The organism is Bacillus sp. SW14, from assembly GCF_047608225.1.
Classification (GTDB): domain Bacteria; phylum Bacillota; class Bacilli; order Bacillales; family Bacillaceae; genus Bacillus; species Bacillus subtilis_G.
This window is the reverse complement of sequence record NZ_JBLKRW010000001.1, coordinates 3,732,501-3,757,338: the sequence shown is the minus strand read 5'-3', so window position 1 is coordinate 3,757,338 and position 24,838 is coordinate 3,732,501. Positions and strand designations below refer to the sequence as shown.

Sequence of the window (24,838 nt, the reverse complement as noted above, 5' to 3'; positions counted from 1 at the left end):
AATGAAAACAGAGCCCAGAACATACGTCTGGGCTCTTTGTTTTATTTCCATTCTGCAATTGTATCAATCGGCAGACGGTAGGAAGCATAGCCTTCGTCTGCTGCTTTTCCGATAGAAAGAAGCATGACCGGTACATAACGTTCTTTATCTAATCCGAAGGTTTCCGCGATGTTTTCTTTATCGTATCCGCCGATCGGGTTTGTATCGTAGCCGTGCGCGCGTGCAGTCAGCATCAGCTGCATTGAAACGAGACCGCCGTCAATCAGGATCGTTTCGCGGTTCACCTGCGCCGGAAGCTTTTCAAAATGAGCTGTCAGCGCGGCTATTTGTCTGTCTTTTACCTCCTGCGGCATATAACCGAGTTCCACCGCTTTTGAATAGATTTCTTCTAGATAGTCAGCATTGTTCATGTCTGCAAATACAGCGATGACAGCAGATGATGTTGTGACTTGCGTTTGGTTGAAGCTTGCAAGCGGTGCGAGCTTTTCTTTTCCTTCCGGGCTGTCGATGACGAGAAAACGCCATGGCTGAGCGTTGACAGAAGATGGCGCCGTTGTTGATTCTTCTAAGATTGCTGTCATCTCTTCTTTGCTGATTTTCACCGTCGGATCATAGTTGCGAATAGAACGGCGGCCTTTCATAATCTCCATAAAATCGTTTGTTTTGATCATGTTGATACACTCCTCTTAAGCTTCGATATTGTCTATGTTGTTACGCATACGCGCCAGCACATCAATGAGCAGGCGGCGCTCGTCTGCACTTACATTTGCGAGCATTTCCTTCATGAAACGCTCCTTTTCTTGCTTAGAAGACTCGATCCGCTCTCTTCCTCGATCTGTTAACCGAACAAGGGTGATGCGGTTGTCCTCGGGTTTGCGCCGTCTTGAGACCATGCCTTTGGCTTCCAGCTGTTTTAGGTGTCTAGTGACGGCGGCGCTATCAATATTTACTTTCTTTTGAAGGTCGCTTTGACTGATCTCATCTGCATGATAAAGCAATGACAGCAATTCCAAACGAGATTGGCTGATGCCCGTGCATGCCTCGAATTTCACGCCAATCACCTTGTTCACGCCTTGCAGCTGATATAAAATCTCGGCTTCCTCTGAACAAAATGACGCCAAAACCCATCCCTTCTTTCTTGTCAACATAATTAATTGATATATCAATGATTGACCTATCAATAAATATACAATGATTGATTTCAACTTGCAAGCCATTTGCATATTTGAAAAACCCCCCAGATGTGAAGGGAGGTTTTGGGCTATTCTTGCGGTTCAGGATAAAACATCAGCAGAAAAAAGCTGGCCGTTTCTTCAGAAGAATTGATGTAGCTGTGCGGGGTTGACCCTGTAAACTGCAGGGCGTCTCCTGAAGCGAGCATGTGCTCCTGGCCCTGCAGATTAACCGTTAATTCGCCTTCTTTAATGAAAAGATATTCTTCTCCTAAATGTGTTTTTGCTTCATGAATACATCCAGGTTTCAGATCAACAACGTAAATTTCAAACTTTGTTTCAGGATTGTAGGGGAAAAAAGGGTAGACGCTGTAGTTTTCTTCATTATCTGTAACAGGTTCAATATCCCTCAGATTAATTTTTCTAACTATCGGCTTGTCTTCTTTCAGAAATACAGAAAAGGAGACTTGAAGCCCGTTTGCGATCTTCCATAGTGTAGTGACAGTCGGGGTGGACTTTCCTTTTTCGATTTGTCCGAGCATGGCTTTGCTGACACCCGTTAATTCAGAAACTTGATCAAGAGTCAGGTTTCTGTTTTTTCTAAGTTTGACCAGATTCATTGCAATAATGGCTTGGATATCATCCATACATGTATCTCCTTACGTCCATATTCGCTTTCATTATAACATAGGGAAGTCTGTTATCACATTCTGTTGTCAGTTATAACATACGTGTGTATAATATGTTAGACGAGGAGGAGGACAGAATGATATCTGAAAAAGAAATGAATCATGCAAAAACTGACGAGCCAACATTCCTGCAGGGATTTCAAGATTGTGTTCCGACGCTGATCGGTTACATCAGTGTAGGCTTGGCTCTCGGAATCGTGGGGGTTGCGTCGCATTTAAGCGTAATGGAAATTGTGTTAATGTCAGGATTGGTTTTTGCAGGCGGCGCCCAGTTCATTATGTGTGCGTTGTTAGCGGCAAACAGCCCGATGTCCGCCATTATTCTGACTACGTTTATAGTGAATTCGCGGAATTTTCTATTAAGCGCCGCGCTTGCTCCTCATTTTTCAAAGTATTCACTGGCGAAAAATGTAGGTATCGGCATGATGGTGACAGATGAATCGTTCGGTGTTGCTTCAAATAAGATTGTCAAAAACGAGCCCATTAACGATCGCTGGATGTTCGGGTTAAATCTTACAGCATATGCGTGCTGGGTGCTGTCTTGTGTGGCGGGGGCTGTTTTTGGCAAGTGGATTACCGATCCGGAATCGTTCGGACTGGATTTTGCGGTGACGGCTATGTTTTTAGCGCTGCTGGTTCTTCAACTGGAACATGTTGTGCCGGCGAAGCTTAAACATTATGTATCACTCATGATCTATATGGTGATTGCCATGGTTGTTTTTTCTTTCTTTATGCCGTCTCATCTTGCGGTCATCATATCAACGGTTATCGTAGCCACAATCGGGGTGGTGACGGATAAATGAGTGTCAATACATACATCTTGATGGTGATTATCGGCTGTGCGCTGGTCACGATGATTCCCCGCGTCATTCCCTTTTTAGTTGTTCGGAATATCACTTTGCCGGAGCCCGTGCTCAAGTGGCTTTCCTATGTGCCGGTCTGTATATTGACAGCACTTGTCGTAAAGGATTGTATGATTCAGTCAAATGATACTCTTCAATTGAATTGGCCCGCAGCCGTTATCTTGATCCCGACTCTTTTGATTGCGATGAAAACGAAAAGCTTATCCATTACTGTGATCACCGGTGTACTTCTTATGGCGGGTTTGCGATTATGGGCATAAAACAAGAGGATCGGCACTTACTTGATCAGGGCAGAAGACCCTGATTTTTTGTGTCTTTCGTTCAAGCTTTAAGCGGCTTTCACAGACTGAAAGTTATGATACAATATACTAATGTTTTTATAGCTTCAATCTATCGTTGAAGTTGACATCTTACATAAGGACTAGGTTGAAGGGAAGGTTTGATAACATGCTGCAAAACCCAACTGGAAAAGAACGCTTGGCATTGGCGTTTCTGCTCGGCATGCTTGCTATATTGGGCCCGCTTAATATCGATATGTATTTGCCAAGTTTTCCTGAAATCGCGAATGATTTATCAGCAAGCGCTTCACTTGTACAGTTAAGTTTAACAGCCTGTCTGGTCGGGCTTACCATCGGCCAGCTGATTGTCGGGCCGGTCAGTGATGCGCAGGGAAGACGGAAGCCGCTATTAATCTGTATTTTTTTATTTGCGTTATCTTCTCTGTTTTGTGCGCTGTCGCCCAATATTACAACATTAGTGGCTGCGCGTTTTTTACAGGGGTTCACCGCTTCAGCAGGGCTTGTGCTGTCTCGCGCCATCGTCCGCGATGTGTTTACTGGAAGAGAGCTTTCTAAATTTTTCTCACTGTTAATGGTCATTACAGCAGTTGCGCCAATGGTAGCACCTATGACAGGCGGCGCCATTTTGCTTTTGCCATTTGCAACGTGGCATACGATTTTTCACGTGTTAACGATCATCGGATTTTTACTTGTTCTTTTGATTGCATTTAGACTAAAAGAAACGCTGCCGCCGGAAAAAAGGATTCCAAGCTCAATCGGAACATCTGTCAAAACGATGGGCAGCCTGCTGAAGGATCGGTCCTTTATGGGGTACGCGTTAACTGTTGGGTTTATACATGGAGGAAGCTTTGCATATGTGTCCGGTACCCCATTTGTATACCAGGGTATTTACGGGGTGTCGCCGCAGGTGTTTAGTATTCTTTTTGGCATTAACGGCCTGGCGATTATATCGGGCAGCTTTATGATCGGGCGCTTTGGCGGAATCATCCATGAAAAAAAACTGCTTCGCATAGCGGTCATTACAGCTATGATTGCGACGGCTGTGCTTTTGACTATGACCATGATTCACGGCCCTCTGGCCACATTAGTCATATCCATCTTCATTTACATGATTACAATTGGCATGGTTTTGACCAGCACGTTTACGCTGGCCATGGAGAAGCAGGGGCACCGAGCCGGAAGCGCAAGCGCGCTGCTCGGCATGCTGCCGCTTCTCCTCGGATCGATCGTCTCCCCGCTTGTAGGCATTAATGAAACGACTGCCATTCCAATGGGAGCGATCATGTTTGTGACAGCGGTCATCGGCTCGCTGGCGTTTTTTGGATTAACGAAAGAACGAGCGGAGCAAAAAACCTGACATGGCGTCAGGTTTTTTGAGTTTATTTAAAATAACAAAAGCAGGCCCGCAATCGCCGGAGTCAAGAAGATGGCCGATTTCAGAACCACCTTTGGCATAAGGTTGGTGAATTTCGCGCCTACATAAGCACCGCACATTGTACCGACCAGAACTTTGATCAACAATACATAATCGACAAATCCTTCTGTGATATATCCAATGCCTCCACCTACAGCGAGGGGAATGATCACAAGCATTGTCGTTCCGACAGAATGGCGGATGGAAAGGTTCAGCATAATCATTAAACCGATTTGAATAAAAGGCGCCGATCCTATGCCGAATGTGCCGGAAAGAACGCCGGAAACAATTCCTAAGATGACTGCTCTCGTATACGTTGAAAGATGGCTCTGATTCGTTTGAACCTTCTCTTTTAAAAGAAACAATCTGATTAAAATGAGCATCGCTGATAAAAACAACATCCCAGCCGTCAAGTAATGTAGCAAATCAGACGGAATGAACGATGTCAGTTTGGCGCCGAAAAATGAGCCGACCGCAGCAAAGCATCCGACTATTAAGCCGATTTTCATTTGAATGTTGCCTTCACGATAGTGGCTGTACGCCCCTGATAAGCTGGTGAAAGCCATCCCGGCGAGGGAAGTGCCTAAAGCCGTATGAATAGGAACATGGAAAAGAAGAGTTAAAAGGGCAATGACAAAGCCTGCACCCCCGGCACCAATAAAGCCTAAAATTATCCCGAGAAGAAACATAACAAGAATAATGAGCATATTTTTTCCTCCATTGAAAAGATCTAAAAATGTAATAAGTGCTATTCTGGCGGAGGTATGGTGTTCTATTGACGATGAAAAAACATGCCGATTTTTCAGTTGCCAGTAGTCCGTCGACCGTCGTTCAGTAAACATATCGTACCCCGAATTCTGAGATTTGACAAGGCAGTTTATTGCTTCCCATTACCATCTGTTATATGATTTTCATGAAGAAAAGCCCATGAATATATTCAAAAGAGGTATTATATATGGACGATTTTAAATTAGACAAACCGACTCCTTACTACCTGCAATTTTATAACCAGCTGAAAAAAATGATCTTCAACGGAACTTTTAAGCCGGGGGAACGGATAAACGAAACCCAGCTGGCGAAAAGCTTTGGTGTCAGCCGCTCTCCAATAAGGGAAGCCATGCGGCTCCTTGAGAAAGACGGTTTGTTAAAAGCAGATGACCGAAATGGATTTTCTATTACGTCGTTAACGGCAAAAGATGTAGATGAGATTTATAAAATCAGAATTCCGCTGGAGCAGCTGGCAGTTGAGTTAGTCATAGACGAAGCGGATGAGGAAGAGCTTGCCATTCTTGAAAAACAGCTTGAAGAAACAGAAAAAGCCATTCACAACGAAATGGAAGATACGGAAATCATCAGTTTAAACCAAAAGTTTCATGAGCTGCTTGTCGATTTTAGCCATAACAGACATTTGAAAAATTTGCTTGAGCATGTAAATGATCTGATTCACTTTTGCAGAATCCTTAATTATACTGGCGACCACCGTGCAGAAACGATACTGAGTGAACACCGCAAAATATTTGAAGAAGTGAAAAAGAAAAACAAAAAACCAGCCAAACAGTATGTGGAGGCTCATTTCAATCATGACTGTGAGCACTTGAAGCATGTACTTGAAGAAAGAAAAGAGAATTGATTATTGTGTGATCCGTCCCAAGGGGAATCTTGCCCCTTGGTTTTTTTGTGCTCACTAACATATATAAGGGATTATGGTAATAAGATTTTATGATAGATTGACTAACGAATAATGGGGGTTACACATGTTTATCCATATCGTCCGACCTGGTGATTCTTTGTTTTCCATAGGCAGAAGATACGATGCTGCTGTTGATCAAATCCGGGGTGTGAATGGGTTAGACGAAACGAATATCGTGCCGGGGCAGGCTCTGCTAATCCCTCTTTATGTATATACAGTGCAGCCGGGAGACACGCTGACCGCCATTGCGGAAAAAGCGTTTGTTCCATTAGAGCGACTGCGGGCCGCAAACCCGGGCATCAGCCCAAATGCTTTACAAGTCGGATCAAAAATAACGATCCCTTCTATCTCAAGTTACATTGCGGGGACGCTGAGTTTTTATGTGCTCCGAAATCCTGATCTCGATCGGGAGTTAATTAATGACTTTGCGCCATACTCGTCTTCGATTTCGATTTTCGAATACCATATTGCACCTAACGGCGACATTGCAAACCAATTAAATGATAAGGCCGCGATTGAGACAACATGGCAAAGACGAGTCACACCGCTGGCAACGATCACGAATCTCACATCAGAAGGCTTCAGTACGGAGATCGTTCACCAAGTCCTGAACAACCCGACAGCGAGAACCAATCTGGTTAACAATATTTATTATTTAGTTTCCACAAGAGGATATGGGGGGGTGACAATCGATTTTGAACAGGTAAGCGCCGCGGATCGCGATCTATTTACCGGGTTTTTACGTCAGCTGAGAGACCGCCTTCAGGCAGGAGGGTATGTGCTGACGATAGCTGTTCCGGCAAAAACAAGCGATCAGATCCCATGGCTGAGAGGCTACGATTACGGAGGGATTGGAGCAGTTGTCGATTATATGTTTATTATGGCTTATGATTGGCATCATGCAGGAAGTGAGCCGGGCCCGGTAGCGCCGATTACTGAGATCAGGAGAACCATTGAGTTTGCGATTGCGCAAGTGCCGCGCAGAAAAATCATCATCGGAGTCCCTCTCTATGGGTACGACTGGATCATCCCGTACCAGCCGGGAACTGTTGCTTCAGCCATTTCAAATCAAAACGCAATCGAAAGAGCGATGAGGTATCAAACGCCGATCCAATATTCAGCCGAATATCAATCACCTTTTTACCGGTACAGTGATGAAGAAGGGCGGACGCATGAGGTATGGTTTGAAGATGTTAGAAGCATGAGCCGGAAAATGCTGATCGTCCGGGAATACGGATTGCAAGCTATAGGCGCTTGGCAGTTAACCTTGGGTTTCACGCCAGGCCCATGGCTTTTGCGGAAATTTTTTACGATCAGAAAGGTATAAAAAAAGACACCAAAGCCAGGTGTCTTTTCGGGTTTTAGACCAGAGACGCAGAATAATTCAATCAATTGTCCCTTGCATGGCGTTCCGTCCCCATTTTACGATTAGTAGTAGTCTGATCAAACAAAGCGTGTGAGAGGGAGTAGTCAAAATGAAAACAGTATTGATTTTAAATTTCCCCGCAGAAGGCCATGTGAACCCTACTTTAGGCATCACAAAAGCATTTTCCGAAAAGGGGTATGACGTCCATTATATTTCAACTGAAAAATATAAAAAACGATTAGAAGCGGCGGGAGCAACTGTCCATCTACATCAGGATCTGCTGCGAACAACACCTATTCAAATCGCTTCACCCAATGGAATTCTTGAGTTTCTTAAAATCCATATCAAAACCTCGCTGGATATTTTACATATTGTGAAAGACTTATCTAAGAGCATTCAATTTGATTTTGTTTATTATGATAAATTCGGCGCGGGGGAATTGGTGAGGGATTTCTTAGATATTCCTGGAGTCTCTTCATCGGCGTCCTTCCTGTTTGGCGAAGAGCATCTGAAAATCCTGCCTCTGCATCCGGAATCCGGAGCGCCGCTTGAATTGGATCAAGAGTGCGAAGAGCTTTTGGCAAAAATGAAAGAAACGTACGGTGTTGCCCCGAAAAACATGGTGCAATTCATGAACAATAAAGGGGAATTAAATGTAGTGTATACAAGCCGTTATTTTCAGCCGGAAAGCGATCGCTTTGGGGATGACTGTCTGTTTATCGGTCCCAGCTTTCCAAAGAGAGCGGAAAAAACAGATTTCCCGATTGAACAGTTAAAAGATGAAAAGGTCATTTATATCTCAATGGGAACTGTTCTGGACAATACGGAAGAATTCTTCAATCACTGTATAGATGCATTTTCCGGCTTCAACGGAAAAGTCGTCATCGCTGCCGGGGAAAAAGCGGATCTGACCAAACTAAAGCAGGCGCCGGAAAACTTTATCATCGCCCCGTATGTCCCTCAGCTTGAAGTGCTGGAGCAAGCTGATGTTTTTATTACACACGGCGGAATGAACAGCGTAAATGAAGGCATTCATTTCAATGTGCCTCTGGTTGTAATGCCCCATGACAAGGATCAGCCGATGGTGGCGCAGCGTCTCTCGGAACTCCATGCAGGCTATGTCATTTCTACAGATGACGTCGATGTACAAAAATTAAAACAGGGCGTAGATGAGGTTTTGCATCACGATCAATATACGGAAGGCATTCAAAAAATCAATCAAAGCTTCCAAGAGTGTATGGACATGGATGAAGTGATGGAGCGGATTGATGAATTGATTCGTCAAAAAACCAAATAAGCAACAAACTCCCGTACCTGGTACGGGAGTTCGTCATTTAAAACTCGATTTTGATCTTTTGAGCATCACTGATTTTCTGATGGTTGTGGTCAAAGACGTCACTTGTTGTGATTTCGATCCACTTGATCTCTTTTTCTTTCTTCTTATCATCAGCATCTTCATCATGAGCATGGCCGCTTGATGCATTTACAATAAAGCCGAGATTTCCGGACTTTTCTGCTCCGCCTTCCAATTCGCCATTCAACTCTTCAAGATAAATATCTTTGTTCCAATCAAAGGTTTCCCCTGTATTTGTTTTCATCAAGGCAACCGGCGCAACATTTACTTTTTTTGAAGATGTGTTCTTGATGTCAACGAAGACCTTAACGAAATCAAACTCTTCATCGTGCGTTAATACATGAAAATAATCAATCATGCTGTAGTCCGGGCGCAAGTGGATCAGCTTCATTTCTTTTACTGTTAACTCTACGTCGCCAATCTTATAGGTTTGATTCACTTGCTTGATATTCTTTAAAACAGCTTTTCCCTTGTCATCAGAAAACGTTTGGCCCGCCTTCATCAAAGATCGGTCATCGGTGACTTGTGAATTGGGCTGATAATCATCTCTGCTGTCTTTTTGAGATGACGTGCTTTGCGGTGTGGCTTTTACCGCTTGCTCTCCGCCCGCATTTTGTTTTTCTGTATTGACGTTTGATGAGCAGCCCGCAAGCATGACGATAAAAACAGCAATCGAAATAATTCTTCTCATCATGATTCCTCCATTAAAAAGAGAGCCCGTTACTTCATACAAGCAACGGGGCACCTTGTATTCTTTTACTTATCGTTAATCTTAATCTTGTATTGTAAAGCGCTGAAAACTTTTTTCGCGATTTCAGTATTATCAATTTGGCCTGCAAAATCCTCGCTTGACGGTCCGTACGCGTAGACGGGAACATCTTCACCGGTATGTCCGCCTGTCGTCCATCCAGTGTGGGAGCGTTTATTGAAAATCTCCTCAATCGCGTTATCGATTTCAAGTACTTCTTTTGTTTTTGCGGCTTTTTCAACAGATTGAATTTCTGATTTAGTTAAAGCCAATTTCTTTTGGTCAATATACGTTTTTAATGTTTTTTCAACACCTGCGCCGTCAGCGATTTTTTCTGCCATAAAATCAGGTGTGCGCTTTGCGGCTTTAATAGGTTCACTGAACCAGTTGTAGATGCCGTCCGCACCGATTGAGTATCCGCCTGTGGAGTGGTCAGCCGTTGCGACAACCAATGTGTGTTTGTCTTTTTTGGCGAAATCAATAGCCGCCTTAAAAGCTTGTTCAAAGTCTTCCATCTCACTCATGGCGGCGACGATATCATTGTCATGTCCCGCCCAGTCAATCTGGCTGCCTTCCACCATGAGGAAGAAACCGTCTTTATCCTTGCTTAATTTTTTAATCGCAGTGTTTGTCATATCTTTTAATGAAGGGATATCCTTCGTACGGTCCATCATTTTAGGCAGGCCGCCGTCAGCGAATAGGCCGAGAACTTGGCTGTCTTTATTTTTAAGCATGCTCTTGCGGTTATCCACATAGCTGTAACCCGCTTTTTTGAATTCCTTAATTAAATTGCGGTCCTTGCGGTCAAAATTGCTTTTTCCTCCGCCAAGAAGCACATCAATTTTGTGCTTGCCGTTTACCATTTCATCAAAATAATCATCGGCAATCGAATTCATGTTTTTCCGGCTGTGATCGTGGGAACCGAAAGAGGCGGGAGTGGCGTGTGTAATTTCTGAAGTCGCCACAAGGCCTGTTGATTTTCCTTTTTCTTTCGCTGCTTCAAGAACCGTTTTGACCTCTGACCCGTCGTTATCCACCGCAATCGCATTGTTATATGTTTTCACTCCAGCTGATATAGCCGTTGCCGCAGCTGCAGAATCTGTTACGTTTTGTTCGGGATCTTCAGGGTAAGTCGTTTGCTGGCCGACAAGGTATTGATCAAAAGCGGTAGGCTCTACAAACTTTGTCTTTTTATTATCCTTTAAGTAACGATAAGCGGACGTATACGATACACCCATACCATCACCAATCAGTACGATCACATTCTTAATTTCGTCTTGATTCCCCTTTTTCTTTTCCTTGGCGCTGGCTTCAGGTACACTGCCGCCGGCGAAGCTGCTGAACGCAATACATGATAAAACTGCGATAGGCAGTAATTTCTTCGGGAATTTTTTCAACTGGATAACCTCCTAAAATATATGTTTCTCAATGACAACCCCATTATATTTTTTAAGTGTTAAGCAAGTATTAATCGATTATAAAGATTGGATTTACAAGAATCACAGAGTGGGGGACAATGGGATCCTTCCGGCTGAGCGAGGATGAGCATATAGAAAAAAGATTGGCTGGATGCCCGTGGGGACAAGGGGGATCAAGAGACTGGGAGATATGACAATTTGCAAAAAGAAAGCAGGGACCTCTATAAAAATCCCTGCTTTTATTTAATGATCAAACAAGGTCTTTTCATTAAGGGAAAACTGACTCGCAGTATAATGATCATCTTGCTTCCATTTCACTTCAACCGTAATATCATGGCCTTCAAGCTCATGTTCATCTAATCGCTCCAAAAAAGAAACGGACTTCTCTTTTGCGCTTCCATCGCGGGAAGTGCCGCCGGAATAATCTCGGATGGAGATTTCTGTATCAGAATTCAGCAGAACCTCATCATCTTTTTTTACAATCAGAGATTCCACATAAGTGTTGTCAGCTTTAGCCGTATCACCGATCCAATAAAGATTGCCGCTGTATTCGTTAAAGGCATCTTCATTTTTGGTAAAAACAGCTTCCCAATTTCGATCTTTGCTTTCTCCCCGCCAATTCGGATATTCCAATCGCAGATGATGAATAAGCTGATAGGAAAAAAAGATCAAGCAGAAAGCCAATAATAGGGATGCCGTGAAAATGAGAGGGTATTTATAATGATTAGACATAATAAACTCCTATTCGTTTAATTAATTACCTTTGAATCCCGGATCAAAATGCCGTTTTCTTCGGCTTGAGTAGCCTCGCTTTTTCAACTGCGTTTGGAAACAATGCGGCAAATTGATAGCCCCTCTTTTAATAAAACGCCATCGGGTACATTATCGTTCGTTGTGATAAGCTTTAGCCATCTTTTCAACCTGCAGCAGTAAAGCTGTGTCGATCCCATTCTTTTCAATGATACTATCTAATGAAATCATTTCACAATCTTTACCACCTATCACGTATGTAAGCCATCTTCATCTATAGTGTCATAGCCATCTCATTCATTGCATCGAAAAATGCCGCTGGAAATCACCATCTCGGGTGTGCCCTAATGCTCGGCAAAAAAATCGGTCAGCATATGTTTCGACAACTCACTGCTCGAGATGATCTTCATCGTCCTCCTCCTAGAAATGTGTAATATCAATATATACAATATATAACAATAAGAAAATAAATATTGAGGTGACGGTATGGAAATCAATGATGTCATTTACGGGCGGCACCATATAGACGGAGTGCTGGAAGAGCTTATCAAAAGCGCGCCGATGCAACGATTAAAAGGAATCTATCAAGGCGGAGCAAGCTTTTTAGTCAATCAAAAGTGGAATGTGACCCGGTATGAGCACTCCATCGGCGTGATGCTCCTCATCAAAAAGCTTGGAGGAACAATAGAGGAACAGATTGCAGGCCTGCTCCACGATGTGTCACACACCGCTTTTTCTCATGTAATCGATGTTGTCTTTGAAAATGAAGAGGAAGATTATCATGAAAACATCTTTCAACAAGTCATTGTTCACTCTGAGATCCCGGGTATTCTAAAAAAACACGGTTACGATGCCGAAGAGCTTTTATCAGACGATACGAGATGGACATTGCTGGAACAGCCAGCGCCGGAGCTTTGTGCCGATCGGATAGACTATACGCTGCGCGACATGTACCGATATGGACACATTAGTCTGCTCGAAGCGCAAAGCTTTTTGGATCATCTTATTGTGAGAAACGGAAGGACGTTTCCGGATGGTATCGAAGCCGCCGAATGGTTTGTCGGGGTGTATTACATGGAAGTGATTGATTTCTTTTTGAATCCTGTGAATGTATATGGCTATGAATACTTAGCAAGAACGTTGAAGGCTGCGCTGCGGCACAATATCATATCCGCAGAAGATCTGATGAAAACGGATCAAGAGGTACTCCACATTCTGCATGCATCAAAACATGAAGAAGTACTCAGCTTGCTTAAGCATATTCATCCCGGCATCCAAGTAAAAGAAGATGACATCCAGTACGATTTCCATCAAAAGAAGAAAATGCGTCTCATCGATCCATCCATTTTTCATGAAGATGAATGGATCAAAGCCTCAGACGTTTCTGAAAAGGTGAGAAAGATGGGGAAGGCGGCTTATCAAAAAGCAAAAAAAGGTGTGTATATAAAAGTGTTGCATCACTAGTTGCCGCGTGACAGCGGCTTTTTTCATGTTTGGTTATGTAAATCAAGGGGAATAGGACAAACTGTGGGATCGTTTTATGAGAATATCAGCGTATTTACATACCGTTCGGGGGTATAGTATTATCAAAAGGACATATTTGCTTGCAGTTATTCGTTTTATTGTCTGCTGGCAAAAATAACAGTAAAAAATGAAGCAAAGGAGAATGAACATGAAACTCTCTAAAAAAGCACTGGGAATTCTGATGTTATCTCTTGTTTTTGTTTTATCAGCATGCGGCAATAACAATAGCACAAAAGAAAATAAACATGAAAATCATTCAGATTCATCATCACATGAAGAAATGGACCATTCCGGATCAGCTGACGTACCAGAGGGATTACAGGAATCTAAAAATCCGAAATATAAAGTAGGCAGCCAAGTGATCATCAATGCATCTCATATGAAAGGCATGAAAGGTGCCGAAGCTACAGTGACCGGCGCCTATGACACAACGGCGTATGTTGTCTCTTACACTCCGACAAACGGAGGACAGCGTGTAGATCATCACAAATGGGTGATCCAAGAAGAGATCAAAGATGCGGGAGAGAAAACTTTAAACCCCGGAGATCAGGTGATCTTAGAGGCTTCTCATATGAAAGGCATGAAGGGAGCAACAGCCGAGATCGACTCCGCCGAAAAAACAACCGTATATATGGTCGACTATACATCGACAACTAGCGGTGAAAAAGTGAAAAACCACAAATGGGTCACCGAAGACGAGCTTTCAGCTAAATCATAAAAAATCCTCCTTTTACAAGGAGGATTTTCAGCGTGTCGACAAACCCTTGCATTCGTTGTCAAGCCTGTGCGTTGGTGCTCACGAATTAGGACATTCGCTCCGCTCCAATGCTCGCCTTTCCTAGACTTCAAGGGTTTTCAACCACGCTGAAAAGATGACAAAATCCTAAACTAAACCGTTTTAGGATTTTGTCAACAATCTGAAATCCTCCTTTTACAAGGAGGATTTTTTTGCTGTCTGGACAGGTCTTGTTAAAGAAATTAAGGCAAACAGGACAGCGATAATGACAATCGATCCGCCGCACCAGGCCGTTGAGACAACACTACCCGTCTGATCCAAAACAACACCGCCAATGGCTGAGCCAAGGGCAATTCCGACTTGGAGGGCAGACGTGTTAAAGCTTTGCTGAATGTCAGACGAATCTGGCGCAATTTCTATCAAATAGCTTTGCTGAGCGGGGGCGAGGCTCCAGCTCAGAAGTCCCCAAATCACCATGACAGGCAAAAAGAAAATCATAGACGATGTTGACAACGGCAGTAAGAACATAATGATGGCGAAGGAACCGGTCACCAGCAAAATGCTCTTAAACGAACCAAGCCGGTCAGAAAGCGCTCCTCCGAAAGGACCTCCGCACACAGCAGATATCCCGAAAAGGAAATAACAAATGCTGACCCAGAAAGAGCCCAGGTGAAGGGTTTCTTCTAAAAACGGCGCAAAGTAGGCGTATAGCGTGTAGTGCCCCGCTAAAGTAAACATCGTGACAAGGTGTGAACTCGCGATTTTCAGATTGCCAATCGTCTTGAGCTGATCTCGGAAAGGTATCATTTTTTCCGTCGGTATCTTTTCAAAGAAGATTGAAATAACCAGCATGGAGACTAGCGCCAAAATTCCAATGCCAAGGAACAAAATGCGCCATCCGAAGGAATCACTGATTAAGATTCCGAGCGGCACGCCTAATGCGATAGCAGAACTGAATCCCATAAAAATAATGCCGATTGCGCGCGCTCTGTATTCAGGCGCTACAATCTTCGGGGCAATCGTTAAAGAAAGCACAACAATCAGCCCCGCACTCATCGCAGCCAATACCCTTGACACCATCAGCGTGGCAAAATTAGGGCTGAAATAGGCCACAAGATTGCTAAGGAAGAAAACAAATAAGGAAATTAAATATAAACGTTTGCGCTCAATCTTCGCAGTCAATGCCAAAAGAAGCGGGCCTGACACTGCATAGCCAAGCGCAAACACACTGATCAGCTGCCCGGCTGAGACAATGGAAATGTCTAAATCATTTGCGATCTGAGGAAGAATTCCTCCCACAATTAACTCAACCAATCCGACTGCAATCGTAGAAGCTGCAAGCAGGAAAACTTTAAAATTCATAACAAACTCCTTTACTAAAATGTTTTGACAAATAAAAAAATCCTGATTACAAAAAATGTCATAAACAATTTTTGTAATCAGGATTTTACGGTTCCTGGTAGACACCCTCAAACCATATTATTGAGGTTATACAAGTGATCATAGCTATTCAATTGATTCGTTTCTGTTGATGAGTGTAACACATTATGAATGAATCTTCCATAGAAAAATGTACAAGCGATGAACTGTACCAATATATGATTATATTTATTTTTTAAAAGTATAGACATTTAAAAAATAATGACTATAATAATGGTTGTAAGCGTTTTAATCACAAGGGGGGATAGCAGTTGAAAAAAATATTACTTGCGTGCAGTTCAGGAATGTCCACCAGTTTATTGGTGACAAAAATGAAGGAATACGCACAATCCATCGGAGAGGAAGCAGAGATTTGGGCTGTCGGCCAAGATAAGGCGAAAGAAGACATGAGAAAAGCGGATGCCGTTTTGATCGGACCGCAAATGAGCTTTCTGAAAAGCGAACTGCAAAAAGAGGCGGATCAATACAATATTCGAGTTGAAGTTATTGACATGATGGCCTACGGAATGGCAGATGGCAAAAAAGCGTATGAGCAGGCAGTGTCATTAATGGAGAATCAATAATGGAGCACATAAAAATCACGGATTTAACAGACGAACAAATCAGTTTTCAGCTTATCCTGCACAGCGGGAATGCCCGCAGCTGCATCATACAATCACTGCGCGCCTACAAGGAAGGGAACAAGGAAGAGGCGGATGCCCTCATTGCCAAGGCGGAGCGGGATTTATCCGCGGCCCATGACATTCACTTTCAAATGATACAGAAAGAATCAGGCGGGGAAGCGGCGGATTTCTCCTTGCTGCTCATGCATTCGGAGGATCACCTGATGTCAACATTGACCATGAAAGAATTAGTGAAAGAACTGCTTGATCTCTTTCAAACAAAGAATCTATAAAAAATCGGGGTGGATAGGGTGTTCGAGAAAATCAGCCAATTCCTTGTTCCAATTGCAGGGAGGTTAAACAATAACCGCTATTTGCAAGTGCTGCGAGATGCGTTTATGCTGGCCTTCCCGCTTACGATATTCGGATCCATTTTTGTGGTGTTAACGAACTTGCCGTTCTTAAACAAAATTATGAATGCGTCAATGCTTACATCGTTTCAGTCTCAATTCGGCATTGCCTCCACGGCGACTATGGGCATTATGTCTGTCTTTGTCGTGTTCGGGATAGGCTATTACCTGTCAAAAAGCTATCAAGTCGAAGCCGTATTTGGGGGCGCGATCGCTTTGGTGTCCTTTTTGCTCTTAACGCCTTTTATCGTTCAACCGGAAACAGGGGATGCCATTACAGGGGTTATCCCGGTCGATCGTCTCGGTGCAAAAGGGATGTTTCTTGGTATGATTACGGCATTTCTTTCTGCTGAAGTCTACAGAAGAATCGTTCAAAAAAACCTGACGATCAAAATGCCTGCGGGTGTTCCTCCTGCGGTAGCAAAATCATTCGCCGCACTTATTCCGGCATTTATTACATTGACCGTATTTTTGCTGATTAACGTTCTGGTGACGCAGCTATTTAAAACAAATATGCACGACGTCATTTATCATGCGATTCAGGCTCCTCTTGTCGGACTTGGAAGCGGTATCATTCCGACGCTGATTGCCGTGTTTTTCATTCAAATCCTTTGGTTTTTCGGGCTGCACGGACAGATTATTATCAACTCCGTGATGGACCCGATTTGGAATACACTGCAGGTAGAAAACCTTTCAGCTTACACGGCGGGAAAAGAAATCCCTCATATTATTTCAAAGCCGTTTATGGAGATTTATACAGTAGGCATGGGCGGAACGGGGATGACGCTTGCGATTGTCTTTACCATTCTTATATTCATGAAAAGCAGGCAGATGAAGCAAGTATCAAAACTCGGCCTTGCTCCCGGTATTTTTAACGTAAATGAACCGATTATATTCGGGCTTCCGATTGTCATGAACCCGATCATTATTGTGCCTTGGGTATTGGCGCCAATGGTTGTTACGCTCGTCACCTATCTCGCCATGTCAGCCGGGCTCGTTCCGCCTCCGACTGGTGTTACAGTGCCGTGGACGGTTCCTTTATTCATTAATGGCATCATGGCGACGAACTCGATCATGGGGGGCGTGATGCAGCTTGTCAATCTGCTGATTGTCTTCGTGATTTGGTTTCCGTTCCTAAAAGCAATGGATAAATTAAATTTGGCAAAAGAAAAGGAACAGGCTGTACAGGAAACAGCTGCTCAGCAAAATGATAACAGTATCAAAATGTGACATAAGGGGAGAGAGACTTGGCACAAACAGAACAATATCGTTTTCCAAAAGATTTTTGGTGGGGGTCATCCGCTTCAGCAACACAAACGGAGGGTGCCGCCGATAGAGACGGAAAAGGGCAGAATATATGGGATTACTGGTTTGAAAAAGAATCCCATCGTTTTTTTGATCATGTCGGGCCCGCAGCGACATCTCAATTTTACGACAATTATAAAGAAGATATCAGGCTGATGAAGGAGCTTGGCCACAACTCGTTCCGGATGTCGATTTCCTGGTCGCGTTTAATACCGGATGGAACAGGAGAGGTCAATGCCAAAGCTGAAGATTTCTATAAGAGAGTCATTGATGAGCTGATCGCTAACGGAATAGAGCCTTTTGTCAATTTGTTTCATTTCGATATGCCGATGGAGCTTCAAAAAATCGGCGGATGGGTAAACAGAGAAACGGTTGACGCTTATGAAAACTATGCGAGAACGTGTTTTCGTTTGTTTGGAGACCGGGTTAAAAAATGGTTCACGCATAATGAACCGATTGTCCCCGTAGAAGGCGGATACTTATATGATTTCCATTATCCAAACAAGGTCGATTTTAAAGAGGCTGTCCAGGTCGGTTTTCATACGATGCTATCGAGTGCACGTGCGATTCAGGCTTACAAGGAGATGAAGCAGGACGGAAAAATCGGCATCATTTTAAATTTGACACCGTCCTATCCGAGAAGCAGCCATCAGGCGGATGTGAAAGCGGGAGAAATAGCAGACGCGTTTTTTAACAGATCCTTTTTAGACCCATCTGTCAAAGGAGAATTTCCAAAAGAGCTGGTTGACATTTTAAAGAGCGAAGGCTTTGTTCCTGATTATAAGAAAGAAGATCTTGAGGTCATCAAACACAATACGGTTGATCTGTTGGGGGTGAATTATTACCAGCCGAGACGTGTAAAAGCAAAAGAACATCTTCCGAACCCCGACTCTCCTTTTTTGCCGGACAGGTATTTTGATCCTTACGTCATGCCGGGCCGCAAAATGAATCCGCATCGCGGCTGGGAGATCTACGAAAAAGGCGTTTATGATATTTTGATCAATCTAAAAGAAAACTACGGGAACATCGAGTGCTTTATTTCTGAAAACGGCATGGGGGTCGAAGGCGAGGAACGCTTCAGGGATGAGCAAGGCATCATTCAAGATAATTACCGGATTGAATTTATAAAAGAACACCTTAAATGGATTCACCGCGCCATACAGGAAGGGTCAAACGTAAAAGGCTATCACCTATGGACGTTTATGGACAACTGGTCTTGGACCAATGCTTATAAAAACCGATATGGGTTTGTATCAGTCAATCTCGAGAAGGACGGGGAAAGGACCATCAAAAAAAGCGGAAAATGGTTCAAGGAGATTGTTGAGCAAAACGGTTTCTAAATTTACAGATCTTCCGGCAATTATCATGATGATTAGAGTCCACGGCCAGCCGCAACATTGATGAAATAGGCAAAAGAACTTATGATATCCGTACAAGCTTATGTGATATCAAACTCTAACAGCTGCCGGAGGAGACCAATGAATAAATACGAAATCATTGCAAATGAAATGAGAAATAGAATCAAAAATAACGTCTATCCGATCGATCAGCCGATTCCCGATGAAGTATCTCTTGCGAAAGAGTTCAACTCAAGCCGCATGACGATGAAAAGAGCTTTGGATAATTTAGTTGCCGAAGGGCTGCTGTTCAGAAAACGAGGGCATGGCACGTTTATTATTCAATCAGCGATACAGGATGACCATGTCCATGTGGTCAGCAATGAAATCCTCGGATTGACCAACTTGCTGAAAGATAAGAAAATCAAAAGCAAGGTCATTCAGTTTGAAGTGCAATTTCCCACAGAGGAAGTGGCCGCCCATTTGTCTATTGATCAGAAAACACCTGTTTATTATGTCGTACGGCTGCGGATTGTAGAGGGCGAGCCCTATGTATTAGAAAAAACATATATGCCGACTCATTTAATACCGGGCATTAATGACGATGTCCTTTATGATTCGATCTACAACCACATCACAAACGAGCTGCAGCTCAAAATCGCCGGAACACACCGGAAAATCAGAGCCTGCAAATCTGATCATATTGACCAGCAGCATCTGGGCTGCAAAAAGGATGATCCAATTCTGGAAGTCGAACATGTGGGCTTCTTAGATAACGGCATTCCATTTGAATATTCCTTTTCCCGTCATCGGCATGACAAATTTGTCGTCACTTCGGTAAACATACGGCGCTGATCGCGGAGATAACAAGGAGGCCATCTGCATGCTTGGCGGTATTGAAGCAGGCGGCACAAAGTTTGTTTGTGCCGTCGGTAAAGAAGATGGAACGATCATTGACCGAGTTGAGATCCCTACAACGATGCCGGATGAAACGATAGAGAAAGTGATTCAATATTTTCGCCAATTCTCATTACAGGCTATCGGCATCGGTTCCTTTGGTCCCGTTGATACCGATAAAACCAGTAAAACATACGGAACCATTATGGCCACGCCGAAAGACGGATGGAGACACTATCCCTTTTTGCAAACCGTTAAAAAGGAAATGAAAATCCCAGTCGGATTTCATACGGATGTCAACGCTGCGGCGCTGGGTGAATTCCTTTTCGGTGAAGCGAAGGGCCTAGACAGCTGCCTGTATATAACGATTGGAACTGGCATTGGTGCAGGAGCAATTGTAGAGGGCCGGCTCCTTCAGGGGCTTTCACATCCAGAGATGGGCCATATTTATATCCGGCGGCACCCGGATGATGTATACCAAGGGAAGTGCCCGTATCATAAGGATTGCTTTGAAGGCCTGGCTTCTGGTCCCGCCATAGAAGCGCGCTGGGGAAAAAAAGCTGCTGATTTATCAGATATAACCCAAGTTTGGGAACTGGAAGGGTACTATATTGCCCAAGCGCTGTCTCAATATATTTTGATCCTTGCGCCTGAAAAAATCATTCTTGGCGGCGGCGTGATGAATCAGCGACAGGTGTTTGCTTATATTTATCAATATGTACCGAAAATCATGAACAGTTATCTTGATTTTTCCGAATTGTCAGAAAATATAAGTGATTATATTGTACCTTCATGTTTAGGCGGTAACGCCGGAATCATCGGCACGTTTGTTTTAGCGGATCAGGCCTTACAAGAAGCATCAGCATCCGGGGAGGTGCGGTCATGAAGCACCCTTTATTTTTGGAGCCTGTCTTTAAAGAAAGAATATGGGGAGGAACACAGCTTCGTGACGCTTTCGGCTACGCGATCCCCTCGGAAAAAACAGGTGAGTGCTGGGCCGTTTCTGCACATGCCCATGGCTCGTCGGCTGTTAAAAACGGCCCGCTGGCAGGAAGGGCACTTGACCAAGTATGGCAGGATCATCCGGAGATTTTCGGTTTTCCAGATGGAAAGGTTTTTCCGCTGCTGGTAAAGCTGCTGGACGCCAATATGGACCTCTCCGTGCAAGTACATCCTGATGATGATTATGCGATACTGCACGAAAACGGCGATCTCGGCAAAACGGAGTGCTGGTATATTATTGATTGCAAAGATGACGCCGAAATGATTTTGGGCCATCACGCAAGCACAAAGGAAGAATTCAAACAAAGAATGGAAAGCGGCGATTGGCACGGGCTGCTGAGACGCCTCAAAATCAAGCCCGGAGATTTCTTTTATGTCCCAAGCGGTACGCTCCATGCTTTATGTGAGGGAACCCTTATCCTTGAAATCCAGCAAAACTCTGATACAACGTATCGCGTTTACGATTATGACCGCTGCGATGATAAAGGCCAAAAAAGAACTCTCCATATAGAAAAAGCCATGGAAGTCATAACGATACCGCATATTGATACAGTGCATACACCGGCAGTGAAAGAAGTCGGTAATGCCGTAATCACTGTTTATGTACAATCGGATGATTTCTCCGTGTACAAATGGAAGATTAGCGGCCGAGCTGTTTTTCCTTCTCATCAAACCTATTTGCTGGGGAGTGTCCTGAATGGATCAGGCCGAATCGTAAATAATGATATTCAGTATGAGTGTAATGCAGGCTCACACTTTATTCTGCCTGCGCATTTTGGCGAGTTTTCAATAGAAGGAACGTGTGAGTTGATAATATCTCATCCTTAATGAATGGGGGAATTGCATTGTTCAAGAAACATACGATTTGTTTGCTCATCTTATTTTTACTTGTGTCTGCTGCTTTGGCAAAACCAATTGAAGCGCATACTGTGCCGCCTGTTAATCCTAATGCACAGCAGACAACAAAAGAAGTAATGAATTGGCTTGCGCATCTGCCGAATCGAACAGAAAACAGAGCCCTTTCCGGAGCGTTTGGAGGCTATAGTCATGACACATTCTCTATGACTGAAGCTGAAAGAATTCGAAACGCTTCCGGACAATCACCTGCTATTTACGGCTGTGATTATGCCAGAGGATGGCTTGAAACTGCAAATATTGAAGATTCGATAGATGTAAGCTGCAACAGAGATCTGCTATCGTATTGGAAAAGCGGGGGAATTCCGCAAATCAGTCTGCACCTGGCGAATCCGGCTTTTCAATCAGGACATTTTAAAACATCAATTACAAACGATCAGTATAAAAAAATATTAGATTCTTCAACAGCGGAAGGGAAGCGGCTGAATGCCATGCTCAGCAAAATTGCTGACGGACTTCAAGAACTGGAGAACCAAGGCGTGCCTGTTCTGTTCAGGCCGCTGCATGAAATGAACGGTGAATGGTTTTGGTGGGGACTTACTTCATATAATCAAAAGGATAATGAAAGAATCTCCCTCTATAAACAGCTCTATAAAAAAATCTATCATTATATGACCGACACAAGAGGACTTGACCATTTGCTTTGGGTTTACGCCCCCGATGCCAACCGAGATTTTAAAACCGATTTCTACCCGGGTGCGTCTTACGTGGATATTGTCGGATTAGATGCGTATTTTCAAGATGCCTATTCGATTAACGGATACGATCAGCTAACGGCGCTTAACAAACCATTCGCCTTTACGGAAGTTGGCCCTCAAACAGCAAATGGCAGCTTTGATTACAGCCTGTTGATCAATGCAATAAAACAAAAATATCCTAAAACCATTTACTTTCTGGCATGGAATGATGAGTGGAGCCCAGCTGCAAACAAGGGTGCTTCAGCTTTATATAACGACAGCTGGACACTTAATAAGGGAGAGATATGGAACGGTGATTCTTTAACGCCTATTGTTGAATGAATAGGAAGCATTGTACACTTTAAGAAGGTGCTCATGAATGTCTTGAGCATCTTCACACCCTGATCAGGCATTCATATCTATTTGTAAGATCAGATAAAGTATACACATGACAAAGCGTGAAAGAATGAAATAAAAAAATGTAGAAAAGGTGTTGACCTAATAAAATACACATGGTATATTATTAAACGTCGCTGATGAACAGCACACAACAACACGAAAAAAAAGTTTTTCTAAGGTGTTTACAAGTTTAAAAAAACGTGTATAATAAGTGAAGTCGAATTAAAAAAGATTCGATTAACGAAAAAACATTCTTAAAAAAACTTCTTGACTTCAACATCAAATGATAGTATGATAGTTAAGTCGCTTGATAAGCGCCCGTAGCTCAATTGGATAGAGCGTTTGACTACGGATCAAAAGGTTAGGGGTTCGACTCCTCTCGGGCGCGCCATTATAAAATACCACGCGGGTGTAGTTTAGTGGTAAAACCTCAGCCTTCCAAGCTGATGTCGTGAGTTCGATTCTCATCACCCGCTCCATTATTGAATGATCTTTGAAAACTAAACAAGACAAAACGTACCTGTTAATTCATTTTTTTATAAATCGCACAGCGATGTGCGTAGTCAGTCAAACTAGGCCTGCACGACGCAGGTCACGCAGGTGTCACCGCAGGATGCGGTGAACTTAACCTGTGATCCATTTTATCGGAGAGTTTGATCCTGGCTCAGGACGAACGCTGGCGGCGTGCCTAATACATGCAAGTCGAGCGGACAGATGGGAGCTTGCTCCCTGATGTTAGCGGCGGACGGGTGAGTAACACGTGGGTAACCTGCCTGTAAGACTGGGATAACTCCGGGAAACCGGGGCTAATACCGGATGCTTGTTTGAACCGCATGGTTCAAACATAAAAGGTGGCTTCGGCTACCACTTACAGATGGACCCGCGGCGCATTAGCTAGTTGGTGAGGTAACGGCTCACCAAGGCAACGATGCGTAGCCGACCTGAGAGGGTGATCGGCCACACTGGGACTGAGACACGGCCCAGACTCCTACGGGAGGCAGCAGTAGGGAATCTTCCGCAATGGACGAAAGTCTGACGGAGCAACGCCGCGTGAGTGATGAAGGTTTTCGGATCGTAAAGCTCTGTTGTTAGGGAAGAACAAGTACCGTTCGAATAGGGCGGTACCTTGACGGTACCTAACCAGAAAGCCACGGCTAACTACGTGCCAGCAGCCGCGGTAATACGTAGGTGGCAAGCGTTGTCCGGAATTATTGGGCGTAAAGGGCTCGCAGGCGGTTTCTTAAGTCTGATGTGAAAGCCCCCGGCTCAACCGGGGAGGGTCATTGGAAACTGGGGAACTTGAGTGCAGAAGAGGAGAGTGGAATTCCACGTGTAGCGGTGAAATGCGTAGAGATGTGGAGGAACACCAGTGGCGAAGGCGACTCTCTGGTCTGTAACTGACGCTGAGGAGCGAAAGCGTGGGGAGCGAACAGGATTAGATACCCTGGTAGTCCACGCCGTAAACGATGAGTGCTAAGTGTTAGGGGGTTTCCGCCCCTTAGTGCTGCAGCTAACGCATTAAGCACTCCGCCTGGGGAGTACGGTCGCAAGACTGAAACTCAAAGGAATTGACGGGGGCCCGCACAAGCGGTGGAGCATGTGGTTTAATTCGAAGCAACGCGAAGAACCTTACCAGGTCTTGACATCCTCTGACAATCCTAGAGATAGGACGTCCCCTTCGGGGGCAGAGTGACAGGTGGTGCATGGTTGTCGTCAGCTCGTGTCGTGAGATGTTGGGTTAAGTCCCGCAACGAGCGCAACCCTTGATCTTAGTTGCCAGCATTCAGTTGGGCACTCTAAGGTGACTGCCGGTGACAAACCGGAGGAAGGT

23 protein-coding genes, 2 tRNA genes, 1 rRNA gene, 2 pseudogenes and 1 riboswitch (1 of these 29 running past the window's edge) are annotated in these 24,838 nt (G+C 44.0%); of the genes and pseudogenes, 19 read left to right on the top strand and 9 right to left on the bottom strand.

Annotated elements, in window-relative coordinates; genetic code table 11:
* Positions 1–41: 41 nt before the first annotated feature.
* The 3 genes from ACMX2I_RS18960 to ACMX2I_RS18950 form a co-directional block, all read right to left on the bottom strand.
* The gene (locus tag ACMX2I_RS18960; protein ID WP_087993576.1) at positions 42–671 is read right to left on the bottom strand and encodes a nitroreductase family protein; all 630 of its coding nucleotides are present in this window, start codon (positions 669–671) and stop codon (positions 42–44) included.
* A 15-nt stretch (positions 672–686) separates the two neighbouring features.
* Positions 687–1,181, bottom strand: coding sequence for a MarR family transcriptional regulator (locus ACMX2I_RS18955; protein WP_414958361.1), 495 nt, complete (start codon positions 1,179–1,181; stop codon positions 687–689).
* An 80-nt stretch (positions 1,182–1,261) separates the two neighbouring features.
* Positions 1,262–1,819 carry an XRE family transcriptional regulator gene (locus ACMX2I_RS18950; protein ID WP_333561116.1) on the bottom strand — a complete coding sequence of 186 codons (558 nt, stop codon included), beginning with the start codon at positions 1,817–1,819 and terminating at the stop codon, positions 1,262–1,264.
* A gap of 119 nt (positions 1,820–1,938) precedes the next feature.
* Here ACMX2I_RS18950 and ACMX2I_RS18945 point away from each other — a divergent pair, with 119 nt between their 5' ends.
* From ACMX2I_RS18945 to ACMX2I_RS18935, 3 genes are all read left to right on the top strand, one after another.
* Complete coding sequence (locus ACMX2I_RS18945) at positions 1,939–2,664, top strand: AzlC family ABC transporter permease (protein ID WP_289346561.1); 726 nt, start codon at positions 1,939–1,941, stop codon at positions 2,662–2,664.
* Positions 2,661–2,984 (top strand): AzlD domain-containing protein, encoded by a 324-nt coding sequence (locus ACMX2I_RS18940; protein WP_414958002.1) that lies wholly within the window; start codon positions 2,661–2,663, stop codon positions 2,982–2,984. The genes ACMX2I_RS18945 and ACMX2I_RS18940 overlap by 4 nt, the downstream gene beginning before the upstream one ends.
* Before the next feature lie 187 nt (positions 2,985–3,171).
* The gene (locus ACMX2I_RS18935; protein WP_394716804.1) at positions 3,172–4,380 is read left to right on the top strand and encodes an MFS transporter; all 1,209 of its coding nucleotides are present in this window, start codon (positions 3,172–3,174) and stop codon (positions 4,378–4,380) included.
* Positions 4,381–4,406: 26 nt separating this feature from the next.
* On the opposite strand, the gene ACMX2I_RS18930 is transcribed toward ACMX2I_RS18935, so the two are convergent.
* Positions 4,407–5,144, bottom strand: coding sequence for a sulfite exporter TauE/SafE family protein (locus tag ACMX2I_RS18930; protein WP_414958001.1), 738 nt, complete (start codon positions 5,142–5,144; stop codon positions 4,407–4,409).
* A gap of 248 nt (positions 5,145–5,392) precedes the next feature.
* Here ACMX2I_RS18930 and ACMX2I_RS18925 point away from each other — a divergent pair, with 248 nt between their 5' ends.
* The 3 genes from ACMX2I_RS18925 (at position 5,393) to ACMX2I_RS18915 (ending at position 8,790) form a co-directional block, all read left to right on the top strand.
* Positions 5,393–6,067, top strand: coding sequence for a GntR family transcriptional regulator (locus tag ACMX2I_RS18925; protein WP_414957999.1), 675 nt, complete (start codon positions 5,393–5,395; stop codon positions 6,065–6,067).
* Between the two features lie 124 nt (positions 6,068–6,191).
* Positions 6,192–7,454, top strand: a complete 1,263-nt coding sequence (locus ACMX2I_RS18920) for a glycoside hydrolase family 18 protein (protein WP_414957998.1) — start codon at positions 6,192–6,194, stop codon at positions 7,452–7,454.
* Positions 7,455–7,602: 148 nt separating this feature from the next.
* A complete protein-coding gene (locus ACMX2I_RS18915; RefSeq protein WP_414957996.1) occupies positions 7,603–8,790 on the top strand; it encodes a macrolide family glycosyltransferase in 1,188 nt (395 codons plus the stop codon).
* A 37-nt stretch (positions 8,791–8,827) separates the two neighbouring features.
* Here ACMX2I_RS18915 and ACMX2I_RS18910 read toward each other — a convergent pair whose 3' ends face one another.
* The 4 genes and pseudogenes from ACMX2I_RS18910 to ACMX2I_RS18895 form a co-directional block, all read right to left on the bottom strand.
* Positions 8,828–9,538 carry a membrane lipoprotein lipid attachment site-containing protein gene (locus tag ACMX2I_RS18910; protein ID WP_414957995.1) on the bottom strand — a complete coding sequence of 237 codons (711 nt, stop codon included), beginning with the start codon at positions 9,536–9,538 and terminating at the stop codon, positions 8,828–8,830.
* 65 nt (positions 9,539–9,603) lie between these two features.
* A complete protein-coding gene (phoB, locus tag ACMX2I_RS18905) occupies positions 9,604–10,992 on the bottom strand; it encodes an alkaline phosphatase PhoB (protein WP_414957993.1) in 1,389 nt (462 codons plus the stop codon).
* 264 nt (positions 10,993–11,256) lie between these two features.
* Positions 11,257–11,745, bottom strand: a complete 489-nt coding sequence (locus ACMX2I_RS18900) for a DUF4944 domain-containing protein (protein WP_414957992.1) — start codon at positions 11,743–11,745, stop codon at positions 11,257–11,259.
* Between the two features lie 17 nt (positions 11,746–11,762).
* Positions 11,763–12,173 (bottom strand): annotated as a pseudogene (locus ACMX2I_RS18895) (GNAT family N-acetyltransferase).
* Between the two features lie 76 nt (positions 12,174–12,249).
* Between ACMX2I_RS18895 and ACMX2I_RS18890 the strand changes: the two are divergent.
* Together ACMX2I_RS18890 and ACMX2I_RS18885 are read left to right on the top strand one after the other, a co-directional pair.
* A complete protein-coding gene (locus ACMX2I_RS18890) occupies positions 12,250–13,227 on the top strand; it encodes an HD domain-containing protein (protein WP_414957990.1) in 978 nt (325 codons plus the stop codon).
* Positions 13,228–13,385: 158 nt separating this feature from the next.
* A pseudogene (locus tag ACMX2I_RS18885) lies at positions 13,386–14,005 on the top strand (YdhK family protein).
* Between the two features lie 213 nt (positions 14,006–14,218).
* Here ACMX2I_RS18885 and pbuE read toward each other — a convergent pair.
* Positions 14,219–15,385 carry a purine transporter PbuE gene (gene pbuE, locus ACMX2I_RS18880; protein ID WP_414957988.1) on the bottom strand — a complete coding sequence of 389 codons (1,167 nt, stop codon included), beginning with the start codon at positions 15,383–15,385 and terminating at the stop codon, positions 14,219–14,221.
* 54 nt (positions 15,386–15,439) lie between these two features.
* Positions 15,440–15,539, bottom strand: a riboswitch (purine riboswitch).
* Positions 15,540–15,714: 175 nt separating this feature from the next.
* Between pbuE and ACMX2I_RS18875 the strand changes: the two genes are divergently transcribed.
* The 11 genes from ACMX2I_RS18875 to ACMX2I_RS18825 form a co-directional block, all read left to right on the top strand.
* Positions 15,715–16,026: a PTS sugar transporter subunit IIB gene (locus tag ACMX2I_RS18875; protein WP_087993591.1), complete on the top strand. Its 312-nt coding sequence runs from the start codon at positions 15,715–15,717 to the stop codon at positions 16,024–16,026.
* Positions 16,026–16,358 carry a PTS lactose/cellobiose transporter subunit IIA gene (locus tag ACMX2I_RS18870; RefSeq protein WP_087993592.1) on the top strand — a complete coding sequence of 111 codons (333 nt, stop codon included), beginning with the start codon at positions 16,026–16,028 and terminating at the stop codon, positions 16,356–16,358. The genes ACMX2I_RS18875 and ACMX2I_RS18870 overlap by 1 nt, the downstream gene beginning before the upstream one ends.
* Positions 16,359–16,376: 18 nt before the next feature.
* Positions 16,377–17,705: a PTS cellobiose transporter subunit IIC gene (gene celB / locus ACMX2I_RS18865; protein WP_202329034.1), complete on the top strand. Its 1,329-nt coding sequence runs from the start codon at positions 16,377–16,379 to the stop codon at positions 17,703–17,705.
* Positions 17,706–17,722: 17 nt separating this feature from the next.
* A complete protein-coding gene (locus tag ACMX2I_RS18860; protein ID WP_414957986.1) occupies positions 17,723–19,120 on the top strand; it encodes a glycoside hydrolase family 1 protein in 1,398 nt (465 codons plus the stop codon).
* Positions 19,121–19,258: 138 nt separating this feature from the next.
* Positions 19,259–19,972 carry a transcriptional regulator GmuR gene (gmuR, locus tag ACMX2I_RS18855; RefSeq protein ID WP_414957985.1) on the top strand — a complete coding sequence of 238 codons (714 nt, stop codon included), beginning with the start codon at positions 19,259–19,261 and terminating at the stop codon, positions 19,970–19,972.
* A 28-nt stretch (positions 19,973–20,000) separates the two neighbouring features.
* On the top strand, positions 20,001–20,900 hold the full coding sequence (locus tag ACMX2I_RS18850; RefSeq protein ID WP_414957983.1) for an ROK family protein: 900 nt from the start codon (positions 20,001–20,003) through the stop codon (positions 20,898–20,900).
* Positions 20,897–21,844 carry a mannose-6-phosphate isomerase, class I gene (gene manA / locus ACMX2I_RS18845; protein ID WP_414957981.1) on the top strand — a complete coding sequence of 316 codons (948 nt, stop codon included), beginning with the start codon at positions 20,897–20,899 and terminating at the stop codon, positions 21,842–21,844. Before ACMX2I_RS18850 ends, manA begins: the two co-directional genes overlap by 4 nt.
* Positions 21,845–21,861: 17 nt before the next feature.
* Complete coding sequence (locus tag ACMX2I_RS18840) at positions 21,862–22,950, top strand: glycoside hydrolase family 26 protein (protein ID WP_333519249.1); 1,089 nt, start codon at positions 21,862–21,864, stop codon at positions 22,948–22,950.
* Between the two features lie 371 nt (positions 22,951–23,321).
* A tRNA-Arg gene (locus ACMX2I_RS18835) sits at positions 23,322–23,398 on the top strand.
* A 14-nt stretch (positions 23,399–23,412) separates the two neighbouring features.
* Positions 23,413–23,486 (top strand) — tRNA-Gly (locus ACMX2I_RS18830).
* A gap of 162 nt (positions 23,487–23,648) precedes the next feature.
* A 16S ribosomal RNA gene (locus tag ACMX2I_RS18825) occupies positions 23,649–24,838 on the top strand (it continues 360 nt past the right edge of the window).